The organism is Mesorhizobium vachelliae (assembly GCF_033977325.1).
GTDB classification, from domain to species: Bacteria; Pseudomonadota; Alphaproteobacteria; order Rhizobiales; family Rhizobiaceae; genus Mesorhizobium; species Mesorhizobium vachelliae.
On sequence record NZ_JAVIIR010000007.1, the window covers coordinates 33,697 to 53,166 of the forward strand.

General features: G+C 64.4%; 20 protein-coding genes. 13 read left to right on the forward strand and 7 right to left on the reverse strand.

Translation table 11 applies throughout. The features are described 5' to 3' along the window. Window positions 1-5: 5 nt before the first annotated feature. Entirely contained in the window at window positions 6-356 is a 351-nt protein-coding gene (locus tag RFM41_RS16045; protein ID WP_320248529.1) for a RidA family protein, read from the reverse strand. Window positions 357-589: 233 nt separating this feature from the next. Here RFM41_RS16045 and RFM41_RS16050 point away from each other — a divergent pair, with 233 nt between their 5' ends. From RFM41_RS16050 to RFM41_RS16095, 10 genes are all read left to right on the forward strand, one after another. Further along, on the forward strand, window positions 590-1,837 hold the full coding sequence (locus tag RFM41_RS16050; protein WP_320248528.1) for an MFS transporter: 1,248 nt from the start codon (window positions 590-592) through the stop codon (window positions 1,835-1,837). Next, window positions 1,837-2,601: an SDR family NAD(P)-dependent oxidoreductase gene (locus RFM41_RS16055; protein ID WP_320248526.1), complete on the forward strand. Its 765-nt coding sequence runs from the start codon at window positions 1,837-1,839 to the stop codon at window positions 2,599-2,601. The genes RFM41_RS16050 and RFM41_RS16055 overlap by 1 nt, the downstream gene beginning before the upstream one ends. 27 nt (window positions 2,602-2,628) lie before the next feature. Continuing rightward, on the forward strand, window positions 2,629-3,651 hold the full coding sequence (locus tag RFM41_RS16060) for an NAD-dependent epimerase/dehydratase family protein (RefSeq protein ID WP_320248525.1): 1,023 nt from the start codon (window positions 2,629-2,631) through the stop codon (window positions 3,649-3,651). Between the two features lie 27 nt (window positions 3,652-3,678). Then, the gene (locus RFM41_RS16065; RefSeq protein ID WP_320248523.1) at window positions 3,679-4,611 is read left to right on the forward strand and encodes a polysaccharide deacetylase family protein; all 933 of its coding nucleotides are present in this window, start codon (window positions 3,679-3,681) and stop codon (window positions 4,609-4,611) included. Between the two features lie 3 nt (window positions 4,612-4,614). Beyond that, the gene (locus RFM41_RS16070; protein WP_320248521.1) at window positions 4,615-5,949 is read left to right on the forward strand and encodes a dihydroorotase; all 1,335 of its coding nucleotides are present in this window, start codon (window positions 4,615-4,617) and stop codon (window positions 5,947-5,949) included. A gap of 5 nt (window positions 5,950-5,954) precedes the next feature. After that, on the forward strand, window positions 5,955-6,728 hold the full coding sequence (locus RFM41_RS16075) for an SDR family NAD(P)-dependent oxidoreductase (protein ID WP_320248519.1): 774 nt from the start codon (window positions 5,955-5,957) through the stop codon (window positions 6,726-6,728). 214 nt (window positions 6,729-6,942) lie between these two features. Continuing rightward, a complete protein-coding gene (locus RFM41_RS16080; protein WP_320248517.1) occupies window positions 6,943-8,037 on the forward strand; it encodes an HlyD family secretion protein in 1,095 nt (364 codons plus the stop codon). After that, window positions 8,034-9,650 (forward strand): DHA2 family efflux MFS transporter permease subunit, encoded by a 1,617-nt coding sequence (locus RFM41_RS16085; protein ID WP_320248515.1) that lies wholly within the window; start codon window positions 8,034-8,036, stop codon window positions 9,648-9,650. Before RFM41_RS16080 ends, RFM41_RS16085 begins: the two co-directional genes overlap by 4 nt. 163 nt (window positions 9,651-9,813) lie before the next feature. Next, window positions 9,814-10,092, forward strand: coding sequence for a hypothetical protein (locus tag RFM41_RS16090; RefSeq protein ID WP_320248513.1), 279 nt, complete (start codon window positions 9,814-9,816; stop codon window positions 10,090-10,092). 225 nt (window positions 10,093-10,317) lie between these two features. After that, window positions 10,318-10,749, forward strand: coding sequence for a cupin domain-containing protein (locus tag RFM41_RS16095; protein WP_320248511.1), 432 nt, complete (start codon window positions 10,318-10,320; stop codon window positions 10,747-10,749). Window positions 10,750-10,785: 36 nt separating this feature from the next. On the opposite strand, the gene RFM41_RS16100 is transcribed toward RFM41_RS16095, so the two are convergent. Next, window positions 10,786-11,241 carry a carboxymuconolactone decarboxylase family protein gene (locus RFM41_RS16100; protein ID WP_320248509.1) on the reverse strand — a complete coding sequence of 152 codons (456 nt, stop codon included), beginning with the start codon at window positions 11,239-11,241 and terminating at the stop codon, window positions 10,786-10,788. A gap of 191 nt (window positions 11,242-11,432) precedes the next feature. Here RFM41_RS16100 and RFM41_RS16105 point away from each other — a divergent pair, with 191 nt between their 5' ends. The 3 genes from RFM41_RS16105 (at window position 11,433) to RFM41_RS16115 (ending at window position 13,266) form a co-directional block, all read left to right on the forward strand. Beyond that, on the forward strand, window positions 11,433-12,188 hold the full coding sequence (locus RFM41_RS16105) for a copper homeostasis protein CutC (RefSeq protein ID WP_430691528.1): 756 nt from the start codon (window positions 11,433-11,435) through the stop codon (window positions 12,186-12,188). Continuing rightward, window positions 12,188-12,697, forward strand: coding sequence for a GNAT family N-acetyltransferase (locus RFM41_RS16110; protein ID WP_320248506.1), 510 nt, complete (start codon window positions 12,188-12,190; stop codon window positions 12,695-12,697). The genes RFM41_RS16105 and RFM41_RS16110 overlap by 1 nt, the downstream gene beginning before the upstream one ends. Before the next feature lie 71 nt (window positions 12,698-12,768). Beyond that, window positions 12,769-13,266, forward strand: a complete 498-nt coding sequence (locus RFM41_RS16115) for an SRPBCC family protein (protein ID WP_320248504.1) — start codon at window positions 12,769-12,771, stop codon at window positions 13,264-13,266. A 23-nt stretch (window positions 13,267-13,289) separates the two neighbouring features. Here the strand turns inward: RFM41_RS16115 and RFM41_RS34180 are convergent, their stop codons facing one another. The 5 genes from RFM41_RS34180 to RFM41_RS16135 form a co-directional block, all read right to left on the reverse strand. Then, a complete protein-coding gene (locus tag RFM41_RS34180; RefSeq protein ID WP_430691527.1) occupies window positions 13,290-13,406 on the reverse strand; it encodes an MFS transporter small subunit in 117 nt (38 codons plus the stop codon). A gap of 10 nt (window positions 13,407-13,416) precedes the next feature. Next, the gene (locus RFM41_RS16120; protein WP_320248502.1) at window positions 13,417-14,799 is read right to left on the reverse strand and encodes an L-lactate MFS transporter; all 1,383 of its coding nucleotides are present in this window, start codon (window positions 14,797-14,799) and stop codon (window positions 13,417-13,419) included. Window positions 14,800-15,005: 206 nt separating this feature from the next. Further along, window positions 15,006-16,028 (reverse strand): acyltransferase family protein, encoded by a 1,023-nt coding sequence (locus RFM41_RS16125; RefSeq protein WP_320248500.1) that lies wholly within the window; start codon window positions 16,026-16,028, stop codon window positions 15,006-15,008. 206 nt (window positions 16,029-16,234) lie between these two features. Beyond that, window positions 16,235-17,032 (reverse strand): FAD binding domain-containing protein, encoded by a 798-nt coding sequence (locus RFM41_RS16130; RefSeq protein ID WP_320248498.1) that lies wholly within the window; start codon window positions 17,030-17,032, stop codon window positions 16,235-16,237. 12 nt (window positions 17,033-17,044) lie between these two features. After that, window positions 17,045-19,393, reverse strand: a complete 2,349-nt coding sequence (locus tag RFM41_RS16135; RefSeq protein ID WP_320248496.1) for a xanthine dehydrogenase family protein molybdopterin-binding subunit — start codon at window positions 19,391-19,393, stop codon at window positions 17,045-17,047. Window positions 19,394-19,470 lie beyond the last annotated feature (77 nt).

Consider the following 19,470-nt stretch of genomic DNA (forward strand, 5'->3'; position numbering starts at 1 on the left):
CCGGCTCAGCCGACCGCCGCCGTCACCATGATCTCGACGCGATACTGGTCGCCGGCAAGCCGCGCTTCCACGGTGGCGCGCACCGGCATGGCGCTCCTGTCGATCCAGGCGTCCCAGGCCGAGTTCATCATCTCGAAATCGGCGATGTCGCGGAGCCAGATCTGCGCGCTGAGCAGCTTCGACTTGTCGCTGCCAGCCTTGGCGAGAAGCGCGTCGATCTTGGCCAGGATCTGCCTGGTCTGGCTGGTGGTGTCGCCGGAAAGATCATCCGCGGTCAGGCCGGCCACATAGACGGTGCCGTTGTAGCGGAGCACCCGGCAGAAACGCTGGCCGTTTTCGAGGCGTTCGATCGTCATGATGTTCCCTTCCGCTGGTTTCCAGATCTGGTTTTTGCCTATGGTAAGGAGGGTGCAAAACCGCTGTAAAGCCCACGACGCGCCGAGATGCAGCTTTCCTTTGCCGGCATGGCCAAAAAAATTTAAGCCATAGCCGCGTCAATCTTCGTTTGTGGCAGTCACCATAAAGTGTAGCTTCTGCTCGGGCTGCCGTCGGTCAACGGTGCCGCCAGGGAGCCGCTGCAGCCGCATTCATGAGGTCGATCGCTCAATCCGCGATGAGGCTTTGGCACAATGCAGAGCGCTCCCGCGCCATGCTGCCGATCATGGTCGGCATCTGCCTCGCTTGCATCGGCAGCGCCATGCTGACCACCGCCGTGTCGCTGCATCTCGGCGAGCCCGGCATTTCTCCCCAAGTCGTGCAGATCGTGCTGACCGCCTATCCTGTCGGCTTCCTCGTCGGATGCCTGGTCACGCGCCCGGCGGTCGCCCAATACGGCCACGAGCGCACCTTCGTGGCGGTGCTGGCGCTGGCGCTGCTGGCCGCTTCAGGCTTCGTCTTCACCGACTTCCTGCCGAGCTGGATCTGCTTCCGCCTGCTCGGCGGCCTGGCGATGGCATCGCTGTTCGTCGTCTGCGAAAGCTGGATCAACCTCTATGCCGGGCACCACAATCGTGGCGCGCTGTTTTCGATCTACATGCTGACGACGGCAATCGCGGTGCTGCTCGGGCAGCTCCTTGTCGGCCTGGTCGGCCCGCAATCGCCGCACCTGTTTCCGGTTGCAGCCGCGACCGTGCTGCTGGCGCTGATCTCGAAATTCGCCGGTGGACGCTGGCCGGCGCTGCCTGCCGTCGATCCGGAGCACGCGAGTCCGGCAAGGCCAGTCAAGCGTCTTGGCCCGCTGGCGCTCTTTCGCCTGGCGCCTGTGACCGTCGTCGCCATCTTCCAGGGCGGCATCACCAACATGAACATCTTCGTGCTGACACCGATCTACGGCACCCAGATCGGCCTGTCGGCGGCAACGACGGTCGGGCTGGTCACGACAATCAGCATCGCCGGCATGCTGGCGCAGACGCCCGTCGGCTGGCTGTCGGACAGGTTTGAGCGGCGCATCATCCTGCTCGTCCAGGGCGTCCTGTCCGTCACACTCTGCGCCGCGATCGCCTGGCTCGGCAATTTTTCGGTGCCGCTGCTCTTCGTGCTGTTCTTCCTCTATGGCTGCACGGCGCTCACCGTCTATCCGGTCGCGATGGCGTTCGGCGCCTCGCAATTGCACAGCCGGCACATGGTCGGCGCCTCCGGCACGCTGCTCCTGCTTTATTCGATCGGCAATGTCGCGACGCCCGGTATCTCGGCCGGCCTGATGGAGCATATGGGCGCGCCGGCCATGTTCCTGCTGCTTGGCGGCGGCGCCGTGCTGGTAACGATAGCTGCCTGCTACAACCTACTGCGCCGGCCTGTCGGCGCCACGCCCATGCAGGCGATCGAGGAGCAGGTCTGATGACGGATGCCGCAATGAACCGCCTGAAGGGTAGCGTCATCCTGATCGCCGGCGCGGCCAGCGGCATCGGCGCGGCGATCGCCCGCCGCTGTATTGCCGAAGGCGCAACCATCGTCTGCGCGGATTACGATCTCGAGCCCGCGACGAAGCTTGCCGAAGCGCTCGGGCCTGCCGCCGCCGCTTGCCAGTGCGACGTGACGAACATCGAGTCCGCCAAGGCGACCGTCGCGTTCGCCCGGCAGAAATTCGGTCGGCTCGACGGACTGGTGCACAATGCGGCCGCGCCCTCGACCAGCGCCACCGTCGTCGATCTCGACGAGAGCGCATGGCGACACGAGATCGATGTCGGCCTGACCGGCGCTTTCCTGATGAGCAAATTCGCTGTGCCGCTTATCGCTGCGAGTGGCGGCGGTTCGGTCGTCTTCATCGGCTCGCAATTCGGGCGCGTCGCCACGACCAGGGCCGTTGCCTATTGCGCTGCCAAGGCCGGCCTGATCCACCTCGCGAAGGCGATGGCGGTCGATCACGCCGCCGAAAAAATCCGCGTCAACAGCCTCTCCCCCGGCGCCGTGGCGACGACGCGCCTGCTGCGTCGGTTCGCCGATTTCGAGGCAGCCAATGCCGGCCTCGGGCCTGCCCATCTGCTCGGCCGCATCGCCGAGCCCGACGAGATCGCCGCGGCGGCGGCCTTCCTGCTTTCCTCCGACGCGTCCTTCGTCACCGGAACCGACATGCTCGTGGACGGCGGCTATGCGACGCGCTGAGCCCGCAACCCCTTCAAAGGAGTTTCCATGACCCTCCTCGTCACCGGCGGCACCGGCTTTGTCATGAGCGTGGTCGCACGCGCATGGCTGGACCGCGACCCTCTGGCCCGGGCCGTGATCCTCGACCGCTCCGGCCTCGACGCGGCAGCCGAAAAGCATTTCGCGCCGGTGCGCGACCGGCTGACGGTGATTTCCGCCGACATTCTCGACCCGAAGGCCTGGTCCGAAACGCTCGACAAGCAAGGCATCACGGCAATCGTCCACGGCGCGACGATCACGCCGATCTCGCGCGGCAGCGCCTCGGAGGCAAAACGCCAGCCGGAGGCCGAAGACCCGGCCCGCATCGTCGACGTCAATCTGATGGGCACCGTGCGCATGCTGGACTGGGCGCGCGCGAGACCCGGCCTCAAGCGCTTCATCTATGTCAGTTCCGGCTCCGTCTACCGTCACAATGGGCCTGACTGGAGCGGTGAGCCGCTGCCGGAAGACGGCTATGTCGCGCCGCTGACGCTCTATGGCATTTCGAAATTCGCCTCCGAAATGGTCACCAACCGCTATGCCGACCTGTTTAACCTGTCGGCGGCCTCGGTGCGGCTTGCTTCGGTCTATGGTCCGATGGACCGCGCGACCGAGAGCCGCAACTTCCGCCATGTCCCGAACCGCGTCGCGCATATGGCCTTGGCCGGCGAGACGATCAGGCCGAACAGCCTGGAACCCGTTGGTGATTATGTCGCTTCCACCGACGTCGCCGCCGCCATTCTCGCGCTGATCGACGCGCCGCGCCTCAACTACCGCCACTACAATATCGGCTCGGGGTCGAGCCAGACCATCGGCGAGATCATCGGCTGGGCAAAAGAACGCGTGCCGGGACTGAAGGCCGTGGTGACGCCGGGCGAAGACGCCAATATCGTCCAGGATGTGGCGCTGAAAGGCGGCATGTGGGGCGCCTATGACATCGCCCGCATTATGCGCGACACCGCATGGCGGCCGCGCCCGGGCAAGGAAGCCTTCCACGCCTACATGGACTGGATTGCCGCCAACGAGAATTGAGCCGACGAGATCAAAGGAGACCAGCCGATGCCGACCGATCCGCAGCAAGCGCAGCAGCCGCGTGACTTTGTCGGCTATGGCCCGCATCCGCCCTTCGTCACCTGGCCGGGCGGCGTCAAGCTCGCCGTCAACCTCGTGCTCAACTACGAGGAAGGGTCGGAATACAACTGGCTGGAAGACGGCCGCAACGACAATTGGGGCGAGTATAATCTCACCTCCAGCCCGCCGGTGCGCGATCTCGGCACCGAGACGCATTTCGAATATGGCAGCCGCGCCGGCGTCTGGCGCCTTGCCCGGCTGTTCGACCGCTACGACATTCCGGTCACCTTTTCCGCCTGCGCCGTGGCGCTCGAACGCAACCCGCCCTTGGTCGAGTGGATGAAGAGCCGCCGGCACGACCTGATGGGCCATGGCCTGCGCTGGATCGACTACACGGTGATGGAGCGCGGCGAGGAAGAACGCCATCTGCATGAAGCGATCGCGCTTTACGAGAAGCTACTCGGCAAGCGGCCGCTAGGCTGGAACTGCCGTTCGCTGCCCAGCGTCAACACGCGCGACCTTCTGGTCGAGGAAGGCGGCTTCCTCTACCACTCCGATCCCTGCAGTGACGACCTGCCCTATTTCCTCGATCACCGGGGCACGGAGATCCTCGTCGTCCCCTACTCCAAGACGCTGAACGACAGCCGCTATCTGGTGGCACCCGGCTACGGCAATCCGCGCGACTTCGCCGAGGACTGCCGTACGGCCGTCGACTATATGCTCTCCGAAGCCGACGAGACCGGCGGCCGCATGCTGACCATCGGCATCCACGCCCGCTGGACGGGCCAGCCCAACCGGGCCTCGGGCCTGCGCGAAGTGATCGAGCATGTCCAGCAAAGCGACGGCGCCGCCTTCATGCGCCGCGAGGACATCGCCCGCTTCTGGCATGCCAACCATGCCCGCTTCGAGCAGCGCGGCTGAGCGATGTTCGACACGCTGATCCGTGGTGGAACGCTGGTGAACGCCGACGGCCTAAGCCGGGGCGATATCGGCATTGCCGCGGGCAAGGTCGCCGCACTCATAGCGCCTGGCGAAGCCGCCGAAGCCGGAGCGGTCGTCGACGCCTCCGGCAGATTCATTCTGCCCGGCCTCGTCGATGCGCATGCACATCTGCGCGACCCCGGCCTGACCCATAGGGAGGATTTTTCCTCCGGCACCCATGCGGCAGCGCTCGGCGGCGTGACGACGGTGCTCGACATGCCGACCGACGAACCTTGGACCGCGACGGCTGAGCAGCTCGCCGACAAGATGGCCTTGGCCGAAGGCCGCATTCATGTCGATGTCGGGCTCCAGGCCGTTGTCAGCCGCGACCTGTCGCCCATCTCTCGCCTGCTCGACCGCGCGCCGGTTTCGTTCGAATTGTTCACCGCGGACGTGCCGGATGCCTTCTTGTTCGACACGCTCGACGCGGTCGCAGAAGCGCTGAAGGCATTCGCTGGCGCCGATACGCTGATCGGCGTCTCACCAGGTGACCAGTCGATCCTGGCCGGCAGCATGGCGCGCGATCGCACCGGCACCATCGCCGCCTTCCAGAACAGCCGGCCGCCGCTGGCGGAAGCCAATGGCATTGCCCGCGCGCTGGTCGCCGCCGCGTCGGCCGAGGCGAGGATCCATGTGCGCCAGATCAATTCCGAATTGGGGGTCGAGACCTGGAGCCGGCTGCGCGGCATCGCCGACGCCAGCGTCGAGACGACGCCGCAGAACCTGTTCTTCACGGCGCAGGATTACGAAGCGCAAGGCGCCAACCTGAAAGCCTCGCCGCCGTTGCGGTCGCCGCACGACGTTGACGCGCTGCGCGCCGCGCTCGGCGCGGGACTGATCGACATCGTCGCGACTGACCACGCTCCGCACACGCCGGCCGAGAAGGCGGCGACCTATACGGCCTTTGCCGACATCCCGGGCGGCATGCCGGGATTGCAGACGCTGCTTCCCACCATGCTGAGGCTGGTCGATGAAGGGCTCATCGCCCTGCCCGATCTGGTGCGCATGTGCTCTAAGAACCCGGCCGAGCGCTTCGGCCTCGGCCGGCGCAAAGGCCGCATTGCCGCCGGTTACGATGCCGATCTGCTGATCCTCGACCCGCGCCAATCCAGCACCATAGCCAGCGCCGATCAGGTGTCGCGAGCGGGCTATACGCCCTTTGACGGCTGGACCGTGAAATCGCGGCTGACCAGCGTCTTCCTGCGCGGCCGCGAGATCGTGCGCAACGGGCGGCTGGTCGGCTCGGCGCAGGGAAAGATCGTCACCCGGGAGAGCTGAACACCATGGCCATGCTCGCCAACAAGACCGCCATCGTCACCGGAGCAAGCTCGGGCATCGGCCGCGCCATCGCACTGAAATTCGCAGCCGAAGGCGCCAGCATCGTCGTCGCCGACATGGTCGAGCGGCCAATCGAGGGCGGCCAAGGCACGGTCGACATGATCCGCGCGGCCGGCGGTACCGCCATCTATGTCAGAACCGACATCTCCGACTGGAATGCCGTCGACGCGCTTGTCGGCACGACGATCGCGCAATTCGGACGGCTCGACGTGATGGTGAACAATGCCGCGATCTACACCAGCACCAATCTGATCGAGACGACGCCGGAACAATGGAACCGCGTCATCGGCGTCAATTTGACGGGCTTCTTCTATTGCAACAAACGCGCCGTCACGCAGATGCTGACCCAGGCGCCTGTCAATGACGTGCGCGGACGCATCATCAACATCTCCTCGCAGCATGGCATGGTCGCCTGCCCGGGCGATTTTCCCTATTCGGTGAGCAAGGGCGGCATCGTGCAGATGACGCGCCAGATCGCGGTCGACCATGCCGACGACCTGATCGTCTGCAACGCCATCGCGCCTGGCAAGATCATCACCGGCAAGCCGGGAGTCGCCAACGACCCTGATGCGCTCGACTATTCGCGCCGCCGCACGCCCTGGCCGCGGCTCGGGCAGCCGAACGACGTGGCGGGCGCGGCGCTCTTTCTCGCCAGCGACATGGCGAGCTACGTCACCGGCATAAACCTGATGGTGGATGGCGGCTGGATGGCAGGCTGACAGCCGCCAGCCGGGCCGCCGCACGGCATTCGGGGACAGGAACCTTTGCGGAAACCACCCGTTGACCCTGCTGCGAGGGGGTCGGCGATTCTGGGATCCGTTTGCCTTGGACGCAAAAACTGACAGAAAAGAGCGCGAAACCGCTCCCGCCGAGGAAACGCGGGCTCGGCCCCGGTCCGATCGGCAGCGACGGCCGCCGGACGACAAAAAGCGCGTGGAAAACGAGCGCGACGACAAGCAAGCGCAAGACACGCAGCCGAATGACAGCGCTCCCGACGGCAACAAGCCGGGCCTCATCAGGCGCCATCCCTATATAGCGGCGATCATCGCGATCCTCATCCTGCTGATCATAGCGGCCGTGGTCATCTGGTGGGTCAACGCACGGCAGTATGAGTGGACCGACGACGCCTTCATCGACGCCCGCACCGTGACGATCGGCGCGGAAATTGCCGGGCGCATCACCGATGTCGCCGTCACCGACAACCAACCGGTCGAGGCCGGCGCCGTGCTTTTGCGCATCGACGACAGCGATTATCAGGCCTCGCTCAAGCAGGCGGAAGCCGGCGTGGTGGCGGCGCAAGCCGATATTGCCAATGTGCAGGCCCAGACCCAGGCGCAGAACGCCAAGATCGATGCCGCCGAAAAGCAGGTGGCGCAGGCGCAGGCGGCGCTCGAATTCGCCAAATCCGAGGACCAGCGCAACCGTGAGCTCCTGGCCAAGGGCACGGCGACGCAACAGCAGGCGCAGCAGGCTGCTTCGACCCTGCGCCAGGATCAGGCGGCGCTGGACACGGCCAACGCCAATGCCGAGGCGGCGAAAAGTCAGGTGGCCGTTCTGCAGGCTCAAGGCAAGAGCGCCGAAGCCAAGCTTCGCCAGGCCGAGGCCACCGAGAACCAGGCCAGGATCACCCTCACCCGCACGACCATCACGGCGCCCGTCGCCGGCCATGCCACCAACATCACGGCGGCAAAAGGCACCTATGCGCAACCCGGCCAGGTGCTGATGATGTTCGTGCCCGACAATGTCTGGGTGAAAGCCAATTTCAAGGAAACGCAGCTCGACCTGATGCGACCGGGCCAGCCCGTCGACATCGCCATCGACGCCTATCCGGAAAAGACCTTCCACGGCCGTGTCGATAGCGTCCAGGCCGGCAGCGGCACGGCGTTCAGCCTGCTCCCGGCGGAGAACGCCACGGGCAATTTCGTCAAGGTGGTGCAGCGCGTGCCGGTCAAGATCGTGTTCGACCAACCGCCCGGCGTCTATCTCGGCCCCGGCATGTCGGTGGTGCCGACGGTCAAGGTACGATGAGCGATGCCGCGACAGCCCAGGGCAGCGAAAGCCGATCGGCGGCCGGTGGGCGCAATCCCTGGCTGATCGCGATCGTCGTCTCGATCGCGACCTTCATGCTGGTGCTCGACACCTCGATCGCCAATGTCGCGCTGCGCAACATCGCCGGCAGCCTGGCCGCCGGCATGGACGAGAGCACATGGGTGATCACCACCTATCTCGTCGCCAACTCCGTCATCATCCCGGTCAGCGGCTGGCTGACCAGCGTCATCGGCCGCAAGCGCTATTACATGATCTGTGTGGCGACCTTCACGCTGGCGTCGCTGCTGTGCGGGCTGGCGCCCAATCTGCCGATGCTGATTGCCTTCCGCATCCTGCAGGGGCTCGGCGGCGGCGGCATGGCGCCGAGCGAGCAGTCGATCCTCGCCGACACTTTTCCGCCTGAGAAACGCTCCCAGGCCTTTGCGCTTTACGGCATTGCCGTGATCGTCGCGCCGACGGTGGGGCCGACCGTCGGCGGCTGGCTGACCGACAATTTCTCCTGGCACTGGATCTTCTTCATCAATGTGCCGTTCGGCATCATGTCGTTGGCGCTCGTGCAATGGCTGGTGATCGAGCCCGGCATTCTCGAACGCGAGCGTCGCGAGCGGTTGAGCAAGGGGCTGAAGGTCGACTGGATCGGCTTCATCCTGGTGGCGATGGCGCTCGGCTGCCTCGAGGTCTTCCTCGACGAGGGCCAGCGCAACGACTGGTTCGCCTCGACCTTCATCACCACTTTCGCTGTCATCTCGGCGGTGTCGTTCCTGCTGCTTGTCCCCTGGGAGTGGACGAGGCGCGATCCGATCGTCGACATCCGCCTGCTTTTCAGCCGGCAGTTCGGCATGTCGTTCCTCGTCATGATGGCGGTGGGCGCCGCGCTCTTCAGCACCACGCAGCTTATGCCGCAGTTGCAGCAAACGACCTTCGACTACACCGCCACCCTTTCCGGCCTGTCGATGATGCCGGGCGGCATCGTCATGCTCTTGCTGATGCCGGTATCGGGCTTTGCCGCCGGTGTCGTTCAGCCGCGCTATCTCATCATGATGGGCATGTCGGTGGTCGCGGTCGCGCTCTGGCACATGACCTCGCTGACGCCCGACGCGAGCTTCAGTTTCTTCGCCTATGCGCGCATCTTCATGATGATCGGCCTGCCGTTCCTGTTCATCCCGATCTCGACCGCGGCCTATGTCGGCCTGCCGCCGCAGAAGACCGATCAGGCATCCTCACTGATCAATGTCGCCCGCAACCTCGGCGGCAGCATCGGCGTGTCGCTGTCCAACACGGTGATTGCCCAGAACACCCAGTTCCACCAGTCGGTGCTGGTCGGCCACACCGCGCAATCGAGCGACACCTATCAGCAGACGCTTCGCCAAGTGACGGATCATTTCGTCGCCGAGGGCTCACCGCTGGTCGAAGCCAGGCAGCAGGCCGTCGGCTGGATCGGCCAAGAGATTGGCCGCCAGGCCTCGCTGCTCGCCTATGTCGATGTCTTCTTCTATTGCGCGATAGCCACGGCGGCGCTGGTGCCGCTCGCCCTGCTGCTCAGGTCGCCGAAGCCCGGGCCTGCCAAAGGGCGGGACAGCCCCGCCGTGTAGCCGAACAGCTTGGCTTTCACTGCAACACGATGGCGTCCGAATCCATGATCACATCCCGGTAACGACAAAGTGTCCACCCCGCGATGCGGCCCGGCACGGTGGAGCCCCAGTCCGATGCTAGCCCCCGTTGGGGGGGAAACTCGAAACAACAATGGAGATCGCAATGAAAATCGCAGCACGTCTTCTTGCCTCTTTCGCTCTCGCCGGTTTTGTTGCCACCGGAGCCATGGCGGCGACGTCGACCACGACAACCGCGCCCGCGGCCACCACGACAACGACCACGGCGCCCACGACGAAGAAGCCGAAATCGACCATGACGCCTGAAAAGACCGCGATCTCGAAGCAATGCTCGGCCCTGGCGGACCAGAAGGGTCTCCATGGCAAGGATCGCGAGAAGTTCCGCTCGGCCTGCAAGAAGAACGGCGGCAAGGCGCCGAGCTGATCCGTCCGATCACCTTGTCGGCACAACCCTGATTTCCATCGCACAGCGAAACAGCCGGCCGATCGGCTGAGGCGATGATAGAGTGCTCAGGCCCCGGCATGTCCGGGGCCTTTCACGTCTTCCCGAGCAGCTTAGACCGCATCGTCCGAAAAATCCGACGCATGCAAAAGGATGCTTGCGCGTCAATTTTCGACGGGCGATGGTGCGGCAAACTTGGAGGGGACCATGCGCAACATCACGATATCGGCACTGCTGGCGATAGCCACCGTCTATGCGACCGCGGCCAACGCGTTGGACAGCAGCAATACGCCGGTCGTGGTGACGCCGCTGGCCTCGAAGACGACCACCGCGTCCGGCCAGCCGATCACGCTGCCGCAAAAGAACGTCGAGGTTCAAGTCTCGTCCTACCAGATCGCGCCGGGCGCGACCTTGCCGGTGCACAAGCACCCCTTCCCGCGCTATGCCTTTGTCGAGCAAGGCACGCTCAAGGTCACCAATGTCGAGACCGGCGCCGCCAACACCTATAAGACCGGCGACTTCATCATCGAGATGATCGGCCAATGGCACCAGGCCACCAATATAGGCGCCGATCCGGTGAAGCTTTTGGTGATCGACCAAGTCGAGCAAGGGGCCAAGAACACGATCCTGAAACAGTAGCCGGCAACGCGCCCGCTTCGAAGCGGGCCTCTCGACTCACCCCCAGGCGCCCACCGGTTGCCTGGTCGTGGCGTTCAGGCGGTTGAAGGCGTTGATCAGCGCGATCTGGATCACCAAAGCGGCGAGCGCCTTGTCATCATAGTGGCGTGCGGCCTCGTCCCAAACGTCGTCCGGCACGGCGTCGGAGCGGTCGGCCAAGCGGGTCGCGGCTTCGGTAAGCGCGAGAGCAGCGCGCTCTGCGTCGTTGAAGTAAGGCGTTTCGCGCCATGCGGACACGGCGAAGATCCGCTCGTCCTTCTCGCCGGCCTTCTTCAGCTCACGCGCATGCATGTCGACGCAGACGGCGCAGGCGTTGATCTGGCTGGCGCGCAGGTGAACGAGCTTGCGCGTCACATAGGGCACGTCGCCGGCTTCGGTCGACTTGTCGAGCGCGAGCAGCGCCTGCAGCGCGCCGGGAATGAGCATCACCGGGTTCTTCAATCTTGCTTCCATCATCCGTCTCCTCGGCTTCGCGCGGCCGATAAGGTTCGCGCCAATCAATAACTTTTCAGTTATGAATTATCCATAACTTTGCAGTTATGTGTTGTCAAGCGCCTTCCAGGCTGGACCGATCGTTGCGGCTTTCGCGGTGGCGCGCCCGGTGCTAGGGCTGCCCCATCTTCTCGAAATCATGGATGGGACCGGTGGCGGACACGCAAAGACCCCTGATCGAAATCTGCGTCGAAGGTATTGACGGGCTGCTTGCCGCGCAGGCCGCAGGCGCCGACCGGGTCGAGCTGTGCGCCAGCCTGGTCGAGGGCGGCATCACACCGAGCATGGGCACGGTGCGCGCCGCGCTCGAAAGCGCGACCATTCCTTTCCATGTCATCGTGCGCCCGCGCGGCGGCGACTTCCTCTACAGCCAGGCCGAGTACCGCTCGATGCTCGCCGACGTCGAAGCGCTCCGCGAGCTCGGCGTCGCCGGCGTGGTTGTCGGCTGCCTGACCGCCGACGGCGCCATCGACGAAGCGCGCATGAGCGCGCTGGTCGAGGCCGCCGGACCGCTCAACGTCACCTGCCACCGCGCCTTCGACATGACCCGCGATCCGGCCGAGGCGCTCGAAGCCCTGATCCGCTGCAAGGTTGGCCGCGTGCTGACCAGCGGCCAGCGCGACACGGCGGTCGAAGGCATCGAGCTTCTGGCGCAGCTCGTTCGCCAGGCGGGCAAGCGCATCGTCATCCTCGGCTGCGGCGCGCTCGCGCCCGACACGATCGGCGAGGTGCGCAGGCGGACCGGATTGACCGAGATGCATTTCGCAGCGCTCGCGGACGTGCCGAGCGCCATGCGTTACCGCAACCCGAATGTCGGCATGGGTGGCACCGACCTCGATCGCGAATACCGCAACACGGTGACCGACCAAGCCCTCGTAGCGGCGACGATCGCGGCCGCGAGAGGCTGATGGCCAAGACGATGACCAAGGAAACGCTGCCGATCGAACGCATTTCGCCCGCCGACGAGGCCGCCATCCTCGCGCTCAACAACGAGCATGCGGCCGAGCTGTCCTGGCTGGAGCCGGATCGGTTGTCCTACCTGCTCGGCCAGGCTTTCTACACGCGCCGTATCGGCGCGCTCGAAGCCTTCATCATGACCTTCGACCAGGATGCGCGCTACGACAGCCCGAACTTCCTCTGGTTCCGCCAGCGCTACCCGCGCTTCGTCTATGTCGACCGTGTGGTGGTCGCCGCCGAAGCGCGCGGCCGCGGCCATGCCCGCCGGCTTTATGAGGATCTGTTCGAGCAGGCGCGGCGCGCCGGCCACACGATCGTGACTTGCGAGGTGAATGCCGATCCGCCCAACCCGGCCTCCGATGCCTTCCACGCCGCGCTTGGCTTCACCGAGGTCGGCGATGCGGTGATCCACGGCGGCAAGAAGTCGGTGCGCTATTGGGCAAAGCCCATCACCGCTTGAGCGACCCAGCGACGCTGGCCAGGAAAACAAGCCGCAGCTAATATGGCTGCTCCGCTGGCTGGGGCGACATCATGGCGAGCAATGTCTTCCGCTTCGACGAGAGCTGGGACATCCCTGAAGGCACACCGCAGGACGTGTGGGACGTGCTGTCGGACGCTGAGCTTCTGCCGCTCTGGTGGGGCGATGCCTACAAGGAGGTCGAGCCGCTCGACAAGAAGGGCAAGGGCGTCGTCGGCGCCCGTGCCAGGGCGAGAGCGCGCGGCGCCCTGCCCTATGAGCTGAACTTCATCATCGAGGCCGCCGAGCTCGACCCCGGCCGGTTGGTGGTGGTGAAGACCTTCGGCGATTTCGACGGGCTGTGGCGGGCCGAGCTGTCGCCGTCCGGAGGAGGTACCCATGTCGATCTGGTCTGGCGGCTCACGGTCGAGCGGCCGATCCTCAAGCTTCTGGCGCCGCTGCTGAGGCCAGCCTTCGCCTGGAACCACCGCTGGACCACGCCGCGCGGAGAAGCCGGGCTTCGTCGCTATCTCGCCGCGCGGAAGGCTGGCCGAACCGGCCTCCCCGGTTGATGCCCCAATCTACTGGAACAGATTTACCGGAACAACGGGACGGCGCTGACCACCGTAGTCCAGAAGCCCCAGACCAGCGGTATGCCGACCAGCAGCCAGGCGAGCGTAAGCTTGATGGTATTGTCGTTGTCCTGTGCCATCTCGATCTCCTTATACCGTCGCCGCTTCCGGCTTCATGTGGAAGCGCTCGGCCACGGGCCGCATCATCAGGTTGAGCAGGAAGCCGACGACGAGCAGGCCGGCCATGATGTACATGGTCACCGTATAGGCGTCTGCTTTCGCCACTCCACTGTCGATCTGGTACTGGCGGATGTAGTTGACCAGGACCGGGCCAAGCACGCCGGCAACCGACCAGGCCGTCAGCAACCGGCCATGAATGGCGCCGACATAGCGCACGCCGAAGACATCGCGCAGATAGGCCGGAACGGTGGAGAAACCGCCGCCATACATGCTGAGGATGATGCCGTAGAACAGCACGAACAGGAACACGTTGCCGGATTTGCCCGTCCATGGCACGGCTGCATACAAGAGCACGCCCAGCACGAAAAAGACCGCGTAGGTCATCTTGCGCCCGATATAATCGCTGGCCGAGGCCCAGAAGAAGCGGCCAAGCATGTTGAAGATCGAAAGCAGGCCGACAAAGCCCGCGGCCGCCGCCGCCGTGATGCGCCCCGGAAACATCTCCTGGCTCATCGCCGAAGCCTGGCCGAGCACACCGATGCCGGCCGTCACGTTGAGGCAAAGCACACCCCATAGCAGCCAGAACTGCGGCGTCTTCAGCGCATCGTCAAGATGGACGTTGCCGCTGGTGACCATCGCGGCTTGCGTTGCGGGCGGCGTCCATCCGGCGGGTCGCCAGCCTTCCGGAGGCACTCTTACGATGATGGCGCCGATCATCATGAAGATGAAATAGACGATGCCGAGCACGATGAAGGTTTCGGCGACGCCGATATGCTCGGGCGTCGAGAACAGGTTCATCAGATAGACCGATAGCGGCGAGGCAATGAAGGCGCCGCCGCCGAAGCCCATGATCGCCATGCCGGTGGCCATCCCTGGCCGATCTGGAAACCAGGTGATCAGCGTCTTCACCGGCGAAATATAACCGAGGCCGAGGCCGATGCCGCCAAGCACGCCATAACCGAGATAGATGATCCAGAGCTGGTGCAGGTAGACGCCGAGCGCCGAGATGATGAAGCCGCCGCCGAAACAGCAGGCGGCGGCCACCATCGCCTTGCGCGGCCCGACACGGTCGAGCCAACCGCCGCCGAAAGCGGCGGCAATGCCAAGGAACAGAATTGCGATCGAGAATATCCAGCCCAGTCCTGTCAGCTTCCAGTCGTCAGGCGCCGACTCGGTTATGCCGATCAGCTTCGACATCGGCAGGTTGAACACGCTGAACGCGTAAGCCTGACCGATGCACAGATGAATGCAAAGCGCCGCCGGCGGCACCATCCATCGGCTGAACCCCCGCTCGGCGATCGTGTGAGAGCGATCGAGCCAACCGCCCGCTCCTTCGACAGTGGTCGTTGTCATTTCTTCCTCCCGTTATCCTGTCTGGAAACCTAGAAGGAGAAACGAGAGCGGCAATAAAGAATTCCTGCCCTAGTACCATTGTATAATGGCCATCGTCGCAGCGATCGCCAAGCAGATATGGGCGTTTTCTCAAATTAAATTACAGATAGCTAATTTATATATATCTTAAACATGTGAAACCCGACCGGCACGATCAGAGCCGATACTCACCAATTGCGGTTGAGCCAGCCACGAGCCGGTTTCTCGATCACGTAATAACTGCAGAGCGCGCAGGCGAACACGGCCGCCAGCATCGGGATCGGCGCGCTGCCGCGCTCATCGACGAATTTGTAGAAAGGCTGCTGCCACAGATAAAGCGAATAGGACCACAGCCCGAGCATCACCATGGGCCGCGAGGACAACGGCCCTTTCAGAGCGCTGCCGGCGAAGTCGAGCGTGTTGACCGCCAGCGCCAACAGCGGCACGGCGAGGGTGTAATGCAGAGGCGTCGGCACCGGGTCGCTGAACAGCAGAACGCCAGTGGCCGCAGCCACCAGCGCCACATGTTGGCTCTTCAGGAAAGCCGGCAGGCGCCCATCGGCTTTGAGCAGGCAGATTGCGGCGGACAGCAGGATCGAGGCGATGTGCACGTCGGTGCGCCAGTAGGTGGTCTCGTAGCCCATGCCGAGAACCCCGTACGAAATGGCGCCGTTGGCCATTGCCAGCAGCGCCAGCACGACCAGCAGCCGCACGACGTTCGTTCTCCCGGTAACCATCACGCTGATCAGCGCCAAAAGGATATAGGAGTGCTCCTCGACGCAGAGCGACCAGATGTGGTCGAGCGCGCCGGCGCGATTGATGAAGATTCCCGCGTAATTGTAGGTGAAGGTCAGCGCTGTCAGCGCCGCCTTCCACTTGAACGCGATGTAGGTGCCGGCAAGGCCGACCATCGCGGCGATCACGAACACAAGCAGCGCGGGATAGATGCGCGAGAAGCGCCGCTTGAAGAATTTCTTCAGCGGAAAACGCTCGATGAACAGGATCTCGCCCATCAGCCGGCCGCTCAGCACGAAGAAGAACTCGACGCCGAGGACGCCGAGATTGATTCCCGGGACCGGAAAGAAATGGCCGATCAGCACCAGGGCGATCGACAGGCCGCGCCAGCCGTCGAGATAGGCAAGTCTTGCCCTGGCTTCCTTGTCGGCTGCGGCCCGCGGCAGAACAACGGACGCTGCGGAGATGTCGGTCATACCTTGCCTTCGCAACTCGAGGTCCGCATGCGAAGCGTTGCCCGCGTCTCGAACCGTCTGGTATTCCCGCCAGTTTCATTTTGCAGTGCGGGATAACTTTGTGCAAGTGCGAAGCGGCAATTTGGCCGGCGTTTCCGGTCAACCCTTTGTTATGGCAAAGAAAAAGGGGCCGTGGCGGCCCCTTCTTTGATCCGCGGCGTCGCTGTTCAGGCGTTGGCTGCGGCCACCGCGCGCTTGGCCATCACGGCGATCAGATTGGCGCGGTAGTCGGCGGAGGCATGGATATCGCTCATCAGCCCCTTTGCCGGCACCTTGAGGCCGCCGAGCGCCGCGGCATCGAAATTCTTCGCCAGCGCTGCCTCGATTTCCTTGGAGCGGAAAACGCCGTCCTCGCCGGCGCCGGTCACCGCCGCCCTCACCCCGTCCTTGCCCTTGGTCACGAACACGCCGACGATGGCATAGCGCGAAGCCGGGTTGCGGAATTTCTGGTAGGCCGCCTTGGCCGGAGCGGTGAAGCTCACCGCGGTGACGATCTCGCCTTCCTTCAGCGCCGTCTCGAACAGGCCCTTGAAGAATTTGTCCGCCGCGATCTCGCGCTTGTTGGTGATGATCGTCGCACCCAGCGCCAGCAATGCCGCCGGATAGTCGGCCGCCGGATCGTTGTTGGCGATCGAGCCACCGATCGTGCCCTTGTGGCGCACCGCCGGGTCGCCGATCAGCGATGCCATATGCGCAAGCGCCGGGCAGGCCTTCTTCAGCTTCTCGTCTGTGGAGACGTCGTAATGCGTTGTCGCGGCACCGATGGTGACCGTCTTGCCGGACACCTTGACGCCCTGCAGGTCCTTCAATCGCGAGACATCGACGAGGTCCGAAGGTGACGCAAGCCGCGTCTTCATGGCGGGGATCAGCGTCATGCCGCCGGAGAGCAGCTTGGCGTCGCCGTTCTTCAGCAGCTTGGCGGCGTCGGCGACGGAGGAAGCGCGATGGTAATTGACCGAATACATGCTCGTTCCTCCTCAGTGCTTCGTCGCGCGGATGGTTGCCCACACCGTGGCGGGCGACGCCGGCATGGCGATGTCGACGACGCCGAGCGCATCGGTGATGGCGTTGATGACCGCCGGCGGCGAACCGATGGCGCCGGCCTCGCCGCAGCCTTTGACGCCGAGCGGATTGCCCGGGCATGGCGTGTTCGAGGTCGAGACCTTGAAGGACGGCAGGTCGCCCGCGCGCGGCATGGTGTAATCCATGTAGCTCGCCGTCAAAAGCTGGCCACTGGCGTCATAATGCGCGCCTTCCAGCAACGCCTGCCCCACGCCTTGGGCGATGCCGCCATGCACCTGGCCTTCGACGATCATCGGATTGATGATGTTGCCGAAATCGTCGGCCGCGACGAACTGGATGATCTCCGTCAGGCCGGTCTCCGGGTCGATCTCGACCTCGCAGATGTAGCAGCCGGCCGGGAAGGTGAAGTTGGACGGATCGTAGAAGGCCGTCTCCTTCAGCCCGGGCTCCATGCCCGCCGGCAAATTGTGCGCGGTGTAGGAGGCAAGCGCCACCTGGAACCAGGGCAGGCTCTTGTCGGTGCCCGCGACCTTGACCTCGCCATTCTCGATGACGATGTCGCCCTCGTCCGCTTCCAAAAGGTGCGCGGCGATCTTCTTGGCCTTGGCCTCGACCTTGTCGAGGGCCTTGACGATGGCCGACATGCCGACGGCGCCGGAACGCGAGCCGTAAGTGCCCATGCCCATCTGCACCTTGTCGGTGTCGCCATGCACGATCGAGACGGAGTCGATCGGCACGCCGAAGCGCTGGGTGACCAGCTGCGCGAACGTCGTTTCATGGCCCTGGCCATGGCTGTGCGAGCCGGTGAGCACCTCGATCGTGCCGACGGCATTGACGCGCACCTCGGCTGATTCCCACAGGCCGACGCCGGCGCCGAGCGAGCCGACCGCCGATGACGGCGCCAGGCCGCAGGCCTCGATGTAGCAGCTCATGCCGATGCCGCGCAGCTTGCCCTGCTTGGCGGCGTCGGCGCGGCGCTTGGTGAAGCCGGCATAGTCGGCGGCCTTCATCGCCGCATCGAGCGATGCGTTATAGTCGCCCGCGTCATAGGCCATGATCACCGGCGTCTGGTGCGGGAAGGACGTGATGAAGTTCCGGCGTCTGAGCTCGGCCGGCGACACGCCAAGCTCGCGCGCCGCGGTTTCCATCATCCGCTCGAGCACGTAGGTGGCCTCCGGCCGCCCTGCCCCGCGATAGGCATCGACCGGCGCGGTATTGGTATAGACGGTGCGCACATTGGCGTGGATCGCCGGGATATTGTACTGGCCGGACAAGAGCGTGGCGTAGAGGTAGGTCGGCACGCAGGACGAGAACAGCGACATGTAGGCGCCAAGATTGGCTATCGTGTCGACCTTGAGCCCGGTGATCCGGTTGTCCTTGTCGAAGGCCATCTCCACCGTCGAGACATGGTCGCGGCCATGCGCGTCCGACAGGAAGCTCTCGGTGCGGTCGGCGACCCATTTGACGGGAACGCCGGTATTCTTCGATGCCCAAAGGCAGACGATCTCTTCCGGATAGATGTAGATCTTGGAGCCGAAGCCGCCGCCGACATCGGGCGCGATCACGCGCAGCTTGTTTTCCGGCGCGACATTGTAGAACGCGCTCATCACCAGTCGCGCGACATGCGGGTTCTGCGACGTCGTCCAGCAGGTATAGTGGTCCTCAGCCTTGTCGTAGTGCCCGAGAGCCGCGCGCGGCTCCATTGCATTCGGCACCAGCCGGTTGTTGACGATCTTCATGCGCGTGACATGGGCCGCCGACTTGAGCGCCGCGTCGGTCGCCTTGCCGTCGCCGAGCTCCCAGTCGAAGATCAGATTGTTCTCTGCCTCGGCATGGATCTGCGGCGCGCCGGGTTGGATGGCCTTCGTGGCATCGACCACGGCCTTCAGTTCCTTGTAGGTGATCTCGACCGCCTCTGCCGCGTCGCGCGCCTGGCCCTTGGTATCGGCGACGACGACGACGACCGCATCGCCGACATAGCGCACCTTGTCGACCGCGAGCGGCGACCACGCGCCCATCTTCATCGGCGTGCCGTCCTTGGAGTGGATCATCCAGCCGCAGATCAGATTGCCAATCCCGTCTGCCTTGAGCTCCTTGCCGGTCAAGACACCAACGACACCCGGCATCGCTTGCGCCTTTTTCACATCGATCTTCTTGATCTGCGCATGCGCGTGCGGGCTGCGCACGAACACGGCATGCTTCATGCCGGGGACCACCATGTCGTCGACATAGCGACCGCCGCCGGTGATGAACCTCTTGTCTTCCTTACGCGCCACGCGGGCGCCGACGCCTTCGATACCCATTGCGGAAATTTCCTCCCGAAAATAGTGAGTAGGAAAGTAGTGAGTAGTGATATGGGCCGCCCCTTCAGGCCGACTAC

Excerpts from the sequence above, each read along its gene's own strand:
- RFM41_RS16045 (WP_320248529.1), bottom strand. The coding sequence starts at position 356 with ATGACGATCGAACGCCTCGAAAACGGCCAGCGTTTCTGCCGGGTGCTC.
- RFM41_RS16050 (WP_320248528.1), top strand. The coding sequence starts at position 590 with ATGAGGTCGATCGCTCAATCCGCGATGAGGCTTTGGCACAATGCAGAG.
- RFM41_RS16055 (WP_320248526.1), top strand. The coding sequence starts at position 1,837 with ATGACGGATGCCGCAATGAACCGCCTGAAGGGTAGCGTCATCCTGATC.
- RFM41_RS16060 (WP_320248525.1), top strand. The coding sequence starts at position 2,629 with ATGACCCTCCTCGTCACCGGCGGCACCGGCTTTGTCATGAGCGTGGTC.
- RFM41_RS16065 (WP_320248523.1), top strand. The coding sequence starts at position 3,679 with ATGCCGACCGATCCGCAGCAAGCGCAGCAGCCGCGTGACTTTGTCGGC.
- RFM41_RS16070 (WP_320248521.1), top strand. The coding sequence starts at position 4,615 with ATGTTCGACACGCTGATCCGTGGTGGAACGCTGGTGAACGCCGACGGC.
- RFM41_RS16075 (WP_320248519.1), top strand. The coding sequence starts at position 5,955 with ATGGCCATGCTCGCCAACAAGACCGCCATCGTCACCGGAGCAAGCTCG.
- RFM41_RS16085 (WP_320248515.1), top strand. The coding sequence starts at position 8,034 with ATGAGCGATGCCGCGACAGCCCAGGGCAGCGAAAGCCGATCGGCGGCC.
- RFM41_RS16090 (WP_320248513.1), top strand. The coding sequence starts at position 9,814 with ATGAAAATCGCAGCACGTCTTCTTGCCTCTTTCGCTCTCGCCGGTTTT.
- RFM41_RS16095 (WP_320248511.1), top strand. The coding sequence starts at position 10,318 with ATGCGCAACATCACGATATCGGCACTGCTGGCGATAGCCACCGTCTAT.
- RFM41_RS16100 (WP_320248509.1), bottom strand. The coding sequence starts at position 11,241 with ATGGAAGCAAGATTGAAGAACCCGGTGATGCTCATTCCCGGCGCGCTG.
- RFM41_RS16110 (WP_320248506.1), top strand. The coding sequence starts at position 12,188 with ATGGCCAAGACGATGACCAAGGAAACGCTGCCGATCGAACGCATTTCG.
- RFM41_RS16115 (WP_320248504.1), top strand. The coding sequence starts at position 12,769 with ATGGCGAGCAATGTCTTCCGCTTCGACGAGAGCTGGGACATCCCTGAA.
- RFM41_RS34180 (WP_430691527.1), bottom strand. The coding sequence starts at position 13,406 with ATGGCACAGGACAACGACAATACCATCAAGCTTACGCTCGCCTGGCTG.
- RFM41_RS16120 (WP_320248502.1), bottom strand. The coding sequence starts at position 14,799 with ATGACAACGACCACTGTCGAAGGAGCGGGCGGTTGGCTCGATCGCTCT.
- RFM41_RS16125 (WP_320248500.1), bottom strand. The coding sequence starts at position 16,028 with ATGACCGACATCTCCGCAGCGTCCGTTGTTCTGCCGCGGGCCGCAGCC.
- RFM41_RS16130 (WP_320248498.1), bottom strand. The coding sequence starts at position 17,032 with ATGTATTCGGTCAATTACCATCGCGCTTCCTCCGTCGCCGACGCCGCC.
- RFM41_RS16135 (WP_320248496.1), bottom strand. The coding sequence starts at position 19,393 with ATGGGTATCGAAGGCGTCGGCGCCCGCGTGGCGCGTAAGGAAGACAAG.